Raw genomic sequence first — 13994 nt, forward strand, 5'->3', positions numbered from 1 at the left:
GACGAGCTGCGCCGGTACCTCGACGCCTCGACGACGCTCGAGGCGAGCCGCACCGAGGTGGACGAGCTCAAGGGCTCGGCGGCCGTCGAGCAGTACGAGCAGCAGCTCGAGCTGCTGCGCAGGCGACTGCTCACCGACCCGTCCGCGTTCCGGGACGAGTTCCTCTCCCAGGGCATGGCCGCGGTCGCCTGGGAGTTCCAGCAGCCGGAGCTCGGCGCGGAGTTCACCCGCACCCTGTGGGAGATGCTCGGACGCGGCGACGACGGCTCCGCCGTCCTCATGCGCTTCATCTGGCACCTGCCGCTCGGCAAGAAGCGCACCTTCATCCGGGCCCTGGACGCGCACCTGTCCGATCGCTACCCCATGTTCGCCGGCTTCTCGGTGGGCTGGCCCACGGCGCACAGCATCCCGCCGTTCGTCCGTGACGCCGAGAGCCGCTCGCACGACTTCGAGCTCGTCAACACGGGCTACCTCGGGTACATGAGCCAGGGGTACACCGCCTCGGACATCGACCTCTTCGTGTGGTTGGAGGCCCTGCGGGACAAGCAGTGCGCCGAGAAGCCGTGCGAGCTGGGCGTGTTCCTCGCCAACCACAAGGAGCCCAAGGGCGGCTGCCCCGTCAAGATCCACATCCCCGCGATGCTCGACCTCATCGGCAACGGTCGGTTCCGCGAGGCGATGGAGCTCATCGAGGGGAGCAACCCCCTGCCGGGGGTCACCGGTCGGGTGTGCCCGCAGGAGCTCCAGTGCCAGGGCGTCTGCCTGCACAAGGAGAACCCGATCCAGATCGGGCAGATCGAGTGGTTCCTGCCCGCGCGCGAGAAGATGATCCACCCCGACGGCGCCGTGGCGGCGTTCGCCGGGATCCCCGACCCGTGGCAGACGGCAGCCAAGCCCCCGGTGGCGATCGTCGGTTCGGGTCCCTCCGGGCTGATCAACGCCTACCTGCTCGCGGTGGAGGGGTTCCCCGTCACCGTCTTCGAGGCCTTCCACGCCCTCGGCGGGGTGCTGCGGTACGGGATCCCCGAGTTCCGGCTGCCGAACGAGCTCATCGACGACGTGGTGAACAAGATCACCCTGCTGGGCGGTCGCTTCGTCCCCAACTTCGTCGTCGGCAAGACCGCCTCGATCCAGGACCTGCGCGACGCCGGCTTCTGGAAGATCTTCGTCGGCTCGGGGGCGGGGCTGCCGCGCTTCATGAACGTCCCGGGCGAGCACCTGCTCAACGTCATGTCCGCGAACGAGTTCCTCACGCGGGTCAACCTCATGCAGGGTCTTCGCGCCGACTACGAGACGCCGCTCCCGGACACCGAGGGCAAGGAGGTGCTCGTCATCGGCGGCGGCAACACGGCGATGGATGCCGCCCGCACGGCCCGTCGTCTCGGCGGCAACGTGACGATCGTCTACCGGCGCACCCAGGCCGAGATGCCCGCACGCGTGGAGGAGCTGCACCCCGCGTTGGAGGAGGGGATCGGGCTGAAGGTGCTGCGTTCCCCGACGGAGTTCCTCGGCGACACGCAGACCGGCTTCGTCACCGCCGCCACGGTGGAGACCATGGAGCTCGGCGAGCCCGACGCGTCCGGGCGCCGCAAGCCGGTGCCGACGGGGCGGACCGAGACGATCCCCGCCGACCTGGTGATCATGGCACTGGGCAACGCGGCCAACCCGATCATCAAGGACTCGGAGCCGCGGCTGCACACCTCCTCCTGGGGCACGATCGACCTGGACCACAGCGGATCGCAGGAGACGACCCTCGAGGGCGTGTACACGGGTGGTGACGCCGCACGAGGCGGGTCCACCGCCATCCGGGCCGCGGGTGACGGTCAGGCCGCCGCACGCGAGATCGTCGGGTCGATCGACCTCCCGCCTGCCGAGATCGCGGCGAAGGTGGCGTCGGCGCAGGCGTACACCGACAAGGCGGCCACGGCGCAGCGGATCCTGGCGACCTCGGAGCTGAGCGACGGGATCCGGGAGTTCACCGTGCACTCGCCGGTCATCGCCGGTGCCGCGCGCGCAGGCCAGTTCGTCCGCGTCCTGCCCCGCCCGGACGGGGAGCTCATCCCGTTGACCCTCGCGGACTGGGACACCGAGGCGGGGACGATCTGCCTCGTCGTCCAGGGTGTCGGCACGAGCAGCATCGAGATCAACCAGATGGCGGTGGGGGAGTCCTTCGCGGGGATCGCCGGGCCGCTCGGGCGCCCGAGCGACCTCGAGGCCCACCCGGAGGGGTCGACGGTCGTGTTCACCGCCGGCGGCCTCGGGCTGCCGCCGGTCTACCCGATCATGCGTGCCCACCTCGAGCTGGGGAACCACGTCACCCTGATCTCCGGCTTCCGCAGCGGCAACCTGATGTTCTGGACGGGCGAGGACGAGCGTGTCGGCCGGCTCCAGGCGCAGTACGGCGACCAGCTCGACGTCGTCTACACCACGAACGACGGCAGCTACGGGGTCCCGGGCTTCGTCACCGGACCGCTGGAGGAGATGCTCGAGGCGAACCGTCGCGGGGAGGGCAGGACCGTCGCCGAGGTGGTCACCATCGGCCCGCCGATGATGATGCGGGCCGTGAGCGACCTGACCGCGCCGTACGGGGTGCACTGCGTCGCGAGCCTGAACTCCATCATGGTCGACGCGACGGGCATGTGCGGGGCGTGCATGGTCCCGGTGGTCATCGACGGCAAGCCCGTGCGCAAGCACGCCTGCATCGACGGCCCCGAGCTGGACTCGCACCTGATCGACTGGGACAAGTTCCTCCCGCGCTTCGGTCAGTTCAAGGCCCAGGAGAAGCGGAGCAGGATCGCGCACGGGCTGTAGGAGCCGGACTCAGCTCGTGCCGAACTCCCAGTGCCAGGGCTCCAAGGGGCCGGAGCCGCCCGGCTGCATGTACGTCGGGTGGTACCAGCCGTAGGCAGCCGCGTGGTCGACGAGCCACAGGTACAGCGGGGCGTCGAACTGCCCGAGCGACCCGGCACCTGCGAGGTCGATCGCGACACCCCGCCCGTGGTTCGAGGTGCCCGGGAGAGCGGCCAGGTCGCCCTTCGTCTCGCGCAGGACCTCTTGCTGGGTCGTGGTGCGGTACGTGGAGCTGAGCACGAGGTTCTTCCCGGTCTCCATCCGGTACGCGGCGTTCATCTGCTCGAGTGCCGCAGAGGCGTCGCAGCGCAGCAACGCGTTCGAGCTGAAGGAGGGCGAGCACAGGAGCGCTTCGGGGATCGCGCCGTTGGGCGCGGCCTTCGCCGCGGCCACCCGCCCGGCCATCGTCCGTGCCGCCCGCTCCGCTGCTGCCTGGGCTGCGGCCTCCGCAGCGGCGCGGGCTTCGGCCGCTGCTCTCTGCTCGGCGATGACCTGGTCCGCCCGTGCCTGCACCTGTGTGGAGAGGGAGCGGATCTCCTCGACGAGCGTGAGGATCTGCTGGGAGGTGGCGTAGTCGAGACCGTCGGCGGAGGCGGCCGCCACCGCGGAGGCGGGCACGTCCCGTGGGACGACGGAGGTGCCGGTCACGAACGTGTCGCCGAGGGTCGGCGCGCGCTGGGCGATGACGGGGGACGGCACGGCCGGCTGCCCGGCCTTCGCAGCCTGCCCGTCCGTCGCAACCTGCCCGTCCGTCGCCGGCTGCCCGGCCTTCGCAGCCTGCCCGGCCTTCGCAACCTGCCCGTCCGTCGCCGCCTGCCCGTCCGTCGCCGCCTGCCCGGCCTTCGCCGCCTGCTGGGCGACGGCGGTTCGCGAGTCGCCCGACTCCCCGAGCGACGCACCGGCGGGGGAGGAGGTGGCGGATCCCGCGGCCGTGGGCCTCGACGGCATGCTCGACGGCACGTCGGATGCTGTGCCGGTCGGCACGTCCGACGAGGCGTCCTGGAGGGCGCTCCGCTGGTCGCCCGGGGGCGTCGTCCCGGCCGTGGGTACCGGGTCGGCCGCCGGTCCTCCGGTCCCCGATCTCTCGGACCCGGTGGGCTGCTCCGCGGCGGGCGGGGGGGTCGACACGGCGCTCGGCGTCACAGTCTGCGCACGGCTCTGCGCCACGAGGGAGATGACGTCGGCGCCCGGGGTGGTGGGCGACACGATCACCTCCGCCGGGACCACCGCCGGACGCTCCGCCGCCGCCAGGGCCGTCGCGGTGAGGATCACGGTCGGCGCGGACGGCGCCGCGTGCACGAGGTCCCTGATCGCCGAGAGCGCCTCGTCCAGGGGTGCGAGGGTCTCGGCACCGACGACCGGGGCGACGGCCGCGGTGAGCGCTCCCGCCTCCGCGACCGCGGTCTCGGCCTCGGCGAGGGCATGGGTTCGACGCTGGGCAAGGAAGGCGGTTCCCTGGGCGCTCAGCCGCTCGCTCGCCGCCTCGTCCACCCGCAGGACATGCGCCTCCAGGGCAGCGACGGCGGCGACCTCGGCCGCGTAGGCCGAGTCGCGCTCGAGCTGGACCACGGTGGTCCCGGCCACCGCGCCGACGACGAATCCGGTGGCGACGACGAGGACGACCCCGGGTGCGAGGCCCGTGCGCCGGGCCCGCGCCCCAGCCGCGCGCGGCCGGACCGCGAGACGCGCAGCCCGGAGCGCGGTGCTCGCCCACGACGCGCGGCCGCCGCAGGCGGGAACTGCCGCGTGCTGGCTCATGCCTCGTGCCTCACTGGTCCGGGCTCCGACGCCTGCCCGGGGGCAGGCGTCCTCGTGTCCGTCCCGTCGACCGACCCAGGGCACGACTGAAGGGGGAGCCGTCGACCTCACCCGACTGCCACGAGAAACCACCCGTCCGGCCGAGCATCAGCGGGCTCGATCGCGATCGCCACGGCGCGCCGGGCCCGCCCGGCACCGGACCGCGCCCGGGTGCGGACGCCGGTCAGTTCAAGGCGGCGGGCCCGGGCGTCGCCCGGTGCCGGCCCGGGTGCGGACGCCGGTCAGCTCAAGGTGGCGGGCCCGGGTGGCGTCGGCAGCTGCGTCCGAGGCGTGCGGCGTCGGTCCGCGGTCCCTCCGGACCGTCGGCTCAGGGCCAGGAACGGAAGGGCGAGGAGCTGGATCCCGGCACCGACGAGGAGCGAGGTCCCGTAGCCACCCAGGTCCGCCACCCGGCCCAGTGCGGGCTGGAGCGCGACGCCGCCGGCGTTGCTGATCAAGGAGTCGAAGGAGAGGACGGTCGCCCGCTGCCCCGAGGGGACCAGGTCGTGGAGGTAGGTCTGCCGGACCGGCGCGACAGCAGCGGAGACCAGGCCCCAGGTGACCAGGAGGACCACGGCGGTCCCGAAGTGGCGGTTCGCGCCCAGTGCAGCGAGCAGGGCCGCCCCGAGCCCTGCCCCCGCGATCAGCAGCGAGGTGCGTCGGGAGACGCGACGACGGATGCGCGGCCCGACCAGGCCGCCGAGGATCTGGGAACCCGCGAAGGCTGCGGCAGCCAACCCGGCGATCCCGTACGCGTCACGGCGACCGTAGAGCTCCAGCAGGAACGGCTGCAGGGCGTAGAACGCGTAGAAGCCGACCCCGGAGAGGAAGAAGCCGCTGACCATCAGCCAGCGCACGGGTGGGTTGCCCAGCCCGCTGCGTACCGAGGCGCGCGTGAGGTCGACGACGGCCCTGCGTACGCCTGCCGAGCGGTCCGGCGCGAACCCCAGGTCCTTCATCCAGACTGCGGCGATCGCCCCGGTGACCAGGAGCAGGACCGCGCGGACGACGAACGGGACGCCGAGCGAGGAGAACTGGGCGATGACGCCCCCGGCGACGGATCCGACGAGCATCGCCGAGCCCGAGGCGACCTGCGCACGGGAGAAGACGCGCTCGAGCTCGTCCGGCGCACCCGTGGCACGCAGGGCGTCGACCAGCCAGGCCTCCAGGGCACCGGAGAAGAAGGTGTAGCCGAGTCCGATCCCGACCGAGACCAGGGCCCAGGCCCAGAACGGCGCGCCCGTCCACCAGAGCCCGACGTAGCCGAGGGTCGTCAGGGCGAGCACGACGGCCCCGAGGACGTAGGAGAGCCGGCGCCCGCGGCTGTCGGCGACGACGCCGGTGGGGATCTCGAAGAGGACCATCCCCGCGGTGAAGAAGGCGTTGGCGGCGAAGGCCTGGGCGTTGCTGAGGCCGGCGTCGAGGAGGAAGAGGGTGTTGATCCCCCAGACCAGCGATGCCGAGAGCGTCGTCCCCAGGGTCAGCGCGAGGAAGGTCCGCTGCACCCGGCGGGCGTCGGGGTTCATGGGCCGACGATACGCCGCGCCCGGCTGTCCGGACCCGCGCCCGTCCCGTGGACGCAGGAGAGCCGGGCGACCCCGTGGGGACACCCGGCTCTCCTGCGGTCATGCGCTCACGAGACGCGGTGAGCGGAGCGGCTCAGCTGCAGCCGCTGGTGCTCCCGCAGCCCTCGCAGACGTGGCAGGAACCCGAGGGGCGCATCTTGATCCCGCAGTTCATGCACAGGGGCGCATCGGCCTCGCGACCCTGGAGCAGGTCCATGAGCTCCGCCGAGGAGTGCACGGAGACCGGGGCCTGGTGGGCACCGGGACCGGCGTCGGCGGTCGGGGCGGCCGTCGCTGCCACGGACGGCGCAGGCGCGGAGGCCTCCGCCACGACCGGGGCGGCGACCTCGTCCCGTGCGGCGGACTCGTAGGAGCCCGTCTCGAGCTGACGGGTGCGCTCGTCCGTCGTGTAGATGCCGAGCGAGGCGCGCGTCTCGTAGGGCAGGTAGTCCAGGGCGAGGCGACGGAAGATGTAGTCCATCATCGACTGCGCCATCCGGACGTCCGGGTCGTCGGTCATCCCGGCCGGCTCGAAGCGCATGTTGGTGAACTTCTGCACGTAGGTCTCCAGCGGGACGCCGTACTGCAGCGCCACGGAGATCGCGATCGAGAAGGCGTCCATCACGCCGGCCAGCGTCGAGCCCTGCTTGCCGAGCTTGACGAAGAGCTCACCGAGCCCGTCGCCCGGGTAGGACCCGGCCGTGATGTAGCCGTCCGCACCGCCCACGGTGAACGACGTGGTCAGCGAGGTGCGCTGACGGGGAAGCCGCTTGCGGGTGGCCCGGGCCGGGGCGGCGGTCTCGACGACCGGGGCCACGGGGGCCTCCGCCTTCTTGGCCTTGCCGTCCGAGAGGGGCTGGCCGACCTTGCAGTTGTCGCGGTAGATCGCCAGCGCCTTGATACCCATCGACCAGGCGTCGAAGTAGAGCTTCTCGATCTCCTCGACCGTCGCCGTCTCCGGCATGTTGACCGTCTTGGAGATCGCCCCGGAGATGAAGGGCTGCACGGCAGCCATCATCCGCACGTGGCCCATCGGGGAGATCGCCCGCTCGCCCATCGCGCAGTCGAAGACCTCGTAGTGCTCGGGACGCAGGCCGGGAGCATCCACGACGTGCCCGTGCTCGGCGATGTACTCGACGATCGCCTCGACGGTCTCCTCCGCGTAGCCCATCCGACGCAGCGCACGCGGGATCGTCTGGTTGACGATCTGCATCGAGCCGCCGCCGACGAGCTTCTTGAACTTCACCAGGGAGAAGTCGGGCTCCACACCCGTGGTGTCGCAGTCCATCATGAAGCCGATCGTCCCGGTGGGAGCCAGGACGGAGGCCTGCGCGTTGCGCCAGCCGTTGCGCATGCCGATCTTGTTGCCTGAGGCCCAGACCTTCGTCGCGGCCGCGTGCAGCTCGCCGTCCATCGCACCGAGCGTGCGGATGTCGTCGTTCGCCGAGGCGTGCTTGCGCATGACGCGCTGGTGACCCTCGGCGTTCTGGGCGTAACCGTCGTACGGGCCGACGATCCCGGCGAGCTCTGCCGAGCGCTTGTAGGCGGTGCCCGTCATGAGCGAGGTGATCGCCGCGGCCAGGGCACGGCCGCCGGCCGAGTCGTAGCCGTGCCCGGTCGCCATGAGCAGCGCACCCAGGTTGGCGTAACCGATGCCCAGCTGGCGGAACGTGCGGGTCGTCTCGCCGATCGCCTCGGTGGGGAAGTCGGCGAAGCAGATCGAGATGTCCATCGCGGTGATGACCAGCTCGACGGCCTTCTCGAAGCGCTCGACGTCGAAGGTGTCGTCCGGGCGCAGGAAGGTGAGCAGGTTGAGCGAGGCGAGGTTGCACGAGGAGTTGTCCAGGTGCATGTACTCGCTGCACGGGTTGGACGCCGTGATGCGACCGCTCTCGGGGCTCGTGTGCCAGGCGTTGATCGTGGAGTCGTACTGGATACCCGGGTCCGCGCACTCCCACGCGGCCTTCGCGACCTGGTGGAACAGGTGCTTGGCGTCGATGGTCTCGATGACCTCGCCCGTCCCGCGGGCGCGCAGCCCGAACTCGGTGCCGTCGGCGACCGCCTGCATGAACTCGTCCGAGACACGGACCGAGTTGTTCGCGTTCTGGTACTGGACCGAGACGATGTCCTTGCCGCCGAGGTCCATGTCGAACCCGGCGTCCCGCAGCGCGCGGATCTTGTCCTCCTCGCGCGCCTTGGTGGTGACGAACTCCTCGATGTCCGGGTGGTCGATGTCCAGGACGACCATCTTGGCCGCGCGACGCGTGGCGCCGCCGGACTTGATGGTCCCGGCCGAGGCGTCGGCACCCCGCATGAAGGAGATCGGGCCCGAGGCGGTGCCACCGGAGGAGAGGAGCTCCTTCGACGACCGGATGCGGGAGAGGTTGAGGCCGGCACCGGAGCCGCCCTTGAAGATCATCCCCTCCTCGCGGTACCAGTTGAGGATGGAGTCCATCGTGTCGTCGACCGAGAGGATGAAGCAGGCGCTGACCTGCTGGGGCGACGGGGTGCCGACGTTGAACCACACGGGGGAGTTGAAGCTGAACACCTGGTGCAGCAGCATCCAGGTCAGCTCGTGCTCGAAGATCGTCGCGTCCTCGTCGGTCGCGAAGTAGCCGTGCTCACGGCCGGCCTTGACGTAGGTCAGCACGACCCGGTCGATGAGCTGCTTGAGGCTCCACTCGCGAGCCGTGCTGCCGACGGCGCCGCGGAAGTACTTCGTCGTGACGATCGTCGTGGCGTTGATCGACCAGCTGGCGGGGAACTCCACGCCCTTCTGCTCGAAGATCGTCTCGCCGCTCTTCCAGTTCGTCTGGACGACATCGCGGCGGTCCCAGGTGACCTCGTCGTAGGGGTGCACCCCGGCGGTCGTGAAGACCCGCTCCACGGTGAGCCCGGTTGCCTCGTTGCGCGTGCTGCGTGCCGCTGCCTTCTTGGCGTTGGCCGACGTCTCTGACATCGCTTCTCCTTCTACCCCTGGGCCGGTCGCGCGGCCGAGGACCGTCGTGCCTTGCCGTGTGTCGGTGTGCGTGGTGCTGCGTGGAGCACAGCTCCGGTGGACGGATCTGTGGAAGACCTGTGGGTGAGCCTGTGGGCGACGGGCCCAGCCTGTGGAGGAACTCATCACAAGCAGTGCCCGAACTACAACCGTGAGACCACTATATGTTGTGCCACTGACATCCGCGACGGTCTCTTTCGTCCGACGACTCACGGCCGACGTGGGCCCCGGGACGAACGCGCAGGTGAGCGCCTCGACCGGGCCCAGGACACTGGCGAAGGAGCAGCCGAACGGCGGCGTGTCGCCGTTTTTGGGCGTGTCGGACGACCCGGCTCGGGGAGGGCGTCCGTCAGCCGACGGCGGGAGTACTCGTCGATCGCGCGGGGGCGAAGTGCGCGGTGGTCCCGGTGCGGCGCAGCGCGGAGAGCACGGGCGCGCCCAGCAGGAGCAGGCCCGTCGCCGTCGTCACGGCGCGGCCCAGGTCCCAGCCGAGCGAGGTCGCCAGGTCGTACAGGACGAAGCGCCGGAGGTTGTCCGCGACGGCGTCACCCGCGACGAACGACAGGCCGGTTCCCCCGCCGAGCTGGAAGGGCCAGAACGCCATGTTCATCACCAGGCCGTAGCCGAAGGCCGCGACGGTCCCGTACCCGACGAGGAGGACGACCTCCCGAGCCCCGCGCCAGCGGTCGCGCCCCGGCAGCAGGCCGGCCCCCAGGCCCACCCACGACGCGGCGAGCATCTGGTACGGCAACCACGGACCCACCCCACCGGTGAGCAGGGCGGAGGTGAACAGGGTCGTGGAGCCGAGCGCGAACCCGAACCCGGGGCCGAGGACCCGGGCGCCGAGGATGATCACGATGAAGACGAGCTCGATCCCTGCCGTCCCCGCCGACAGCGGTCGCAGCACGGCTCCGACGGCGGACAGCAGGCCCAGGAGGGCGACAGCCTTGACGTCGAGGCCGCCGTCGGCCAGGACCAGGTGCAGCAGGAGGAGCACCGCCCCGAGGACGCCGCCGAGCACGACCGGCGCGAGGGTGGCCTGGGCGAGCGGGCTGCCGGCCCCGACCACCAACGGCCACAGGAAGGCGAGGGCTCCGGCCGCGGAGGCGAGGAGCAGCGCCACGGCGCTGCGTCGCCCGACGGGGACGAGGGACGAGGCCCTCATGCCGTCACCGCGAGAGCCGCTGCCACCTGCGCGACGGTGAGCAGGTCGATCGGGTGGAGGACCTTGGACACCTGGGGGGCGAACGTCGGCGATGCCGTCAGGACGTCACGCGCACTGCCGTCCGCGACGACCTCCCCGCCGGCGAGGACCACGACACGCGCGGCCGCATCGGCGACGAACTCGACATCGTGGCTCGACAGGAGCACGGCGCCACCCCGCGCGGCGTGCTCGCGCAGGAGCTGCGCGAGCCGCCTCTTGGCGGCGTAGTCCAGCCCGCGGGTCGGCTCGTCCAGGAGCAGCACCGTCGCGTCGGCGCTCAGCTGGACGGCCAGCACCAGGGCCAGGCGCTGACCCTCGGACAGGTCGCGCGGGTGGGCCTGGGGATCGATCGTCCCGGCGAGGGACTCCAGTCGCCGTGCGGTGGTCCCGGGCTGTGCGCCCGCCTGCTGGTCCGCCGCCCGGCACTCGGCCGCGACGCTGGTGAGGTAGAGCAGGTCGAGCGGGTTCTGCGGGACGAGGGCGACCCGCCTGCGGGCGTCGCTCGGCCGCAGTCGTGCCGGGTCCGTCCCGTCGGCCAGCGTGACCCGGCCGCTCGCGCGGGGCCCGGCGCCCGCAAGGGCCCAGAGCAGCGAGGACTTCCCTGCCCCGTTGCGCCCCATCAGTGCGGTCACCTCCCCACCGTGCAGGACCAGGTCGACCCCCCGCACCGCCCAGGTGCGCGGGTAGCGCACGTGCACCGCATCCGCGCTGAGCTGCGCGACCGGGGCCGTCGCCGTCTCGGCGCGATCCGCGGGGCCGGGGGCGTCGGTCGGCGGAGCGGCGGGACCGTCGGCGCCGAGCGCGTCGGTCAGCCGGGCACGCAGCGGGGCGGCCCGGCGTCGGGCGTCCCGCACCGAGAGCGGGAGCGGGTCCCAGCCGGCGACCCGGCCGAGCTCGACGATCGGCGGGGCGACGGAGCTGTGCTGCATCATCTCGCCCGCGCTGCCCGACCGGACGGTGCCGTCGGGAGCCACGTTCACCACCCGGTCGGCGTACTGCACGACCCGTTCGAGCCGGTGCTCGGCCACCAGGACCGTCAGGCCGAGGTCGTGCACGAGGCGGGTGACCGCTGCCAGCACGTCCTCCGCCGCGGCAGGGTCGAGTGCCGAGGTGGGCTCGTCCAGGACCAGCACCCGCGGGTGCGCCGTGAGGACCGCCCCGATCGCGACCCGCTGCTGCTCCCCGCCCGACAGGTCGCGCACGGGGGAGCGGCGCAGGTCGACGAGGCCGAGCAGGTCGAGCGTCTCCTCGACCCTGGTGCGCATCACCGATGGGCTCAGGCCCAGCTGCTCCATCGCGTAGACGAGCTCGTCCTCGACCGTCTCCGCGACGAAACCCTGCGCCGGGTCCTGGAGAACCACGCCGACGACATCCGCCAGGTCCCGGGGGCGATGGGTCCTGGTGTCGCGTCCCGCGACCGTCACCGCGCCCTCCAGCAGACCCCCCGTGAAGTGCGGGACCAATCCGCACACCGCGCGCAGCAGGGTCGTCTTCCCGGCTCCGGTCGGTCCCACCACCAGGCACAGCTCGCCCTCGCCGATGTGCAGGTCGACCGACCGCAGCGTGGGAGCCGCGGCGCCGGGGTAGGTGACTGTCACGTCGTCGAGCCGGATCATGCGGGCACCTCGGGGTGGACGGAGAGCAGCAGCGGGGCGAGCGCCAGAGCGGCGAGGGTGGCGACCGCCGGTCCGCTCGCCGCACCCTGGGTGAGCAGCACGAGACCGGCGGCCCCGGCGCCGCAGGCGGTGAGGAGGGTGGCGCCGGGGCCCCAGGTCTCACGGCGGAAGCGCGTGCGCCGCACGAGGCGGCCGGCCAGGAGGGAGCCGACGGCTCCGCTCGCCGCACCCAGCACGAGCAGCGGGAGCCCCATCCACCGGGGTGCGGTGGGGTCGAGCAGCCCGTAGGTGCCCAGGGTGGTGCTGAGCAGCGCCGTCAGGAGCAGCGGGGTGACGCGCCGGTCACGACGGCCGTGCGTCCCGGCGAAGCCGCGGGAGTCCATCGACGCGGCGAGGGCGAGCGACTGGTCGAGGGCGTCGGCCAGGACGGGCATCGCTGTCGAGACGACGGCACGCGGCCCCCGGCCGGACACCCCCCGCAGGCGCTGGGCCCGACGGACCCGCGCTGCGGCGGCGACCAGGGCGGGGGCCACGTTGGTCGCGATGACCACGGCGGTACCGAGCTGGTGCAGCGCCGCCGGGAGGGTGCGCAGGGTCCTGGCGGCCGAGGTGAGCGTGGCGGCGGCGCCGATGCACAGCACGAGGGCCGCCAGGCGCAGGCCGCCGGTCGCGGCCGTGGCCAGGCCGGTCGTCGTGACGGGGCCGAACAGTTCGACGCCGACGGCCCAGTCGGGCATCGGCACCCGGGGGAGGTCGAGCACGACGGTGCCAGGGGTCTTGATGCCGACGACGACGTGGAAGACGAGGCGCAGCACGACGACGGCGACCGCGAGCAGGACGAAGCCGGGGAAGGCACGCCCTCGCGGCCCGTCCCCGCGCGAGAGCGTCGCGACGAGAAGGGCCGCGACGACGATCAGGCCGAGCGCGGGCGTGCTGGTGGTCCTGGTCGCCGCGACCGTGAGGCCGAGCGCCCAGGACCACCAGGCCCAGGGGTGCATCTCAGGCCGCGGATCCGCGACGACGCACGAGGACGGTCACGACGGCGGCGAGCGCCACGGCGACGAGCCCGCCGATGACCCAGCCGAGCGTCGAGGAGGACTCCTCGGCAGCAGCCTCGGCCGTCTCCGACGCCTCGGCCGTCTCAGCCGACTCCGTGGTGGCCTCGGCGCTCTCGGTGGCCTCGTCGGTGGCCTCGGCAGCCTCGGTGGCCTCGTCGGTGGCCTCGGTGGTGACGGCGGTCATGGCCGTCGGCCCGGCACTGCCGTCGAAGTAGCGCCAGCCCTCGACCGAACCCGCGGCCGGGACGGCGGTGTCGGAGCCCTCCATGTAGGTCTCCCACTCCCCGCCCTGCTCGGCGTGCCAGTAGGACCAGTACGAGCCGGTGAACTCCGCGGGGCACGGGTCGGGCTGGGAGTCGATGGCGCAGATCAGTCCGGAGTCGTCGCGGGTGTCGACGAAACCGGCCTGCTGAAGCGCCTCTCTGCCGAGGAGGTCGCCGGGGTCATGGCGCACGAGCTGGCGCACGTGAAGAACCGCGACACCCTGACCATGACCATCACCGCGACCATCGCCGGCGCGATCTCCATGCTGGCCAACTTCGGCCTGTTCTTCGGCGACAACCGCAACAATCCGCTGGGTATCGTCGGCGCCATCCTGGTCATGATCCTGGCGCCGCTGGCCGCCGGCCTGGTGCAGATGGCGATCTCGCGCACCCGCGAATACGCCGCCGACCGCGGCGGGGCGGAGATCTGCGGTCATCCCCTCTGGCTGGCCGCGGCGCTGGAGAAGATCGACCGCGCCGCGCGCAGCATCGACAACAACACCGCCGAGAGCAACCCGGCGACGGCGCATATGTTCATCATCAACCCGCTGCATGGGCAGGGGGCGGACAATCTGTTCTCCACCCACCCCTCGACCGCCAACCGTGTCGCCGCCCTGCGCCAGATGGCAGGCGCCGCCGGTCA

At 72.3% G+C, this 13994-nt stretch carries 9 protein-coding genes; 2 read left to right on the plus strand and 7 right to left on the minus strand.

Going from position 1 to position 13994, the window contains the following annotated elements; all coding sequences use genetic code 11:
* On the plus strand, window positions 1–2811 hold a 2811-nt coding region (locus ABWK99_RS06305), incomplete at its 5' end, for a sulfide/dihydroorotate dehydrogenase-like FAD/NAD-binding protein (RefSeq protein WP_372593853.1).
* Between the two features lie 9 nt (window positions 2812–2820).
* Here the strand turns inward: ABWK99_RS06305 and ABWK99_RS06310 are convergent.
* From ABWK99_RS06310 to ABWK99_RS06340, 7 genes are all read right to left on the minus strand, one after another.
* Window positions 2821–4608, minus strand: coding sequence for a D-alanyl-D-alanine carboxypeptidase family protein (locus tag ABWK99_RS06310; protein ID WP_372593854.1), 1788 nt, complete (start codon window positions 4606–4608; stop codon window positions 2821–2823).
* A 281-nt stretch (window positions 4609–4889) separates the two neighbouring features.
* Window positions 4890–6173, minus strand: coding sequence for an MFS transporter (locus tag ABWK99_RS06315; RefSeq protein ID WP_372593855.1), 1284 nt, complete (start codon window positions 6171–6173; stop codon window positions 4890–4892).
* A 133-nt stretch (window positions 6174–6306) separates the two neighbouring features.
* Entirely contained in the window at window positions 6307–9171 is a 2865-nt protein-coding gene (locus ABWK99_RS06320; RefSeq protein WP_372593856.1) for a vitamin B12-dependent ribonucleotide reductase, read from the minus strand.
* Between the two features lie 388 nt (window positions 9172–9559).
* A complete protein-coding gene (locus ABWK99_RS06325; RefSeq protein WP_372593857.1) occupies window positions 9560–10375 on the minus strand; it encodes an ECF transporter S component in 816 nt (271 codons plus the stop codon).
* The gene (locus ABWK99_RS06330; RefSeq protein WP_372593858.1) at window positions 10372–12030 is read right to left on the minus strand and encodes an ABC transporter ATP-binding protein; all 1659 of its coding nucleotides are present in this window, start codon (window positions 12028–12030) and stop codon (window positions 10372–10374) included. Before ABWK99_RS06330 ends, ABWK99_RS06325 begins: the two co-directional genes overlap by 4 nt.
* Window positions 12027–13028, minus strand: coding sequence for a CbiQ family ECF transporter T component (locus ABWK99_RS06335; RefSeq protein ID WP_372593859.1), 1002 nt, complete (start codon window positions 13026–13028; stop codon window positions 12027–12029). Before ABWK99_RS06335 ends, ABWK99_RS06330 begins: the two co-directional genes overlap by 4 nt.
* 1 nt (window position 13029) lies before the next feature.
* On the minus strand, window positions 13030–13554 hold the full coding sequence (locus ABWK99_RS06340) for a hypothetical protein (RefSeq protein WP_372593860.1): 525 nt from the start codon (window positions 13552–13554) through the stop codon (window positions 13030–13032).
* On the opposite strand from ABWK99_RS06340, the gene ABWK99_RS06345 reads away from it, so the two are divergent.
* A partial coding sequence (locus tag ABWK99_RS06345; RefSeq protein WP_372593861.1) for a M48 family metalloprotease occupies window positions 13534–13994 on the plus strand: 461 nt, incomplete at its 3' end. The two genes, ABWK99_RS06340 and ABWK99_RS06345, sit on opposite strands and share 21 nt — an antisense overlap.

It is taken from the genome of Actinotalea sp., from assembly GCF_041597215.1.
In the GTDB taxonomy this organism is placed as follows: domain Bacteria; phylum Actinomycetota; class Actinomycetes; order Actinomycetales; family Cellulomonadaceae; genus Actinotalea.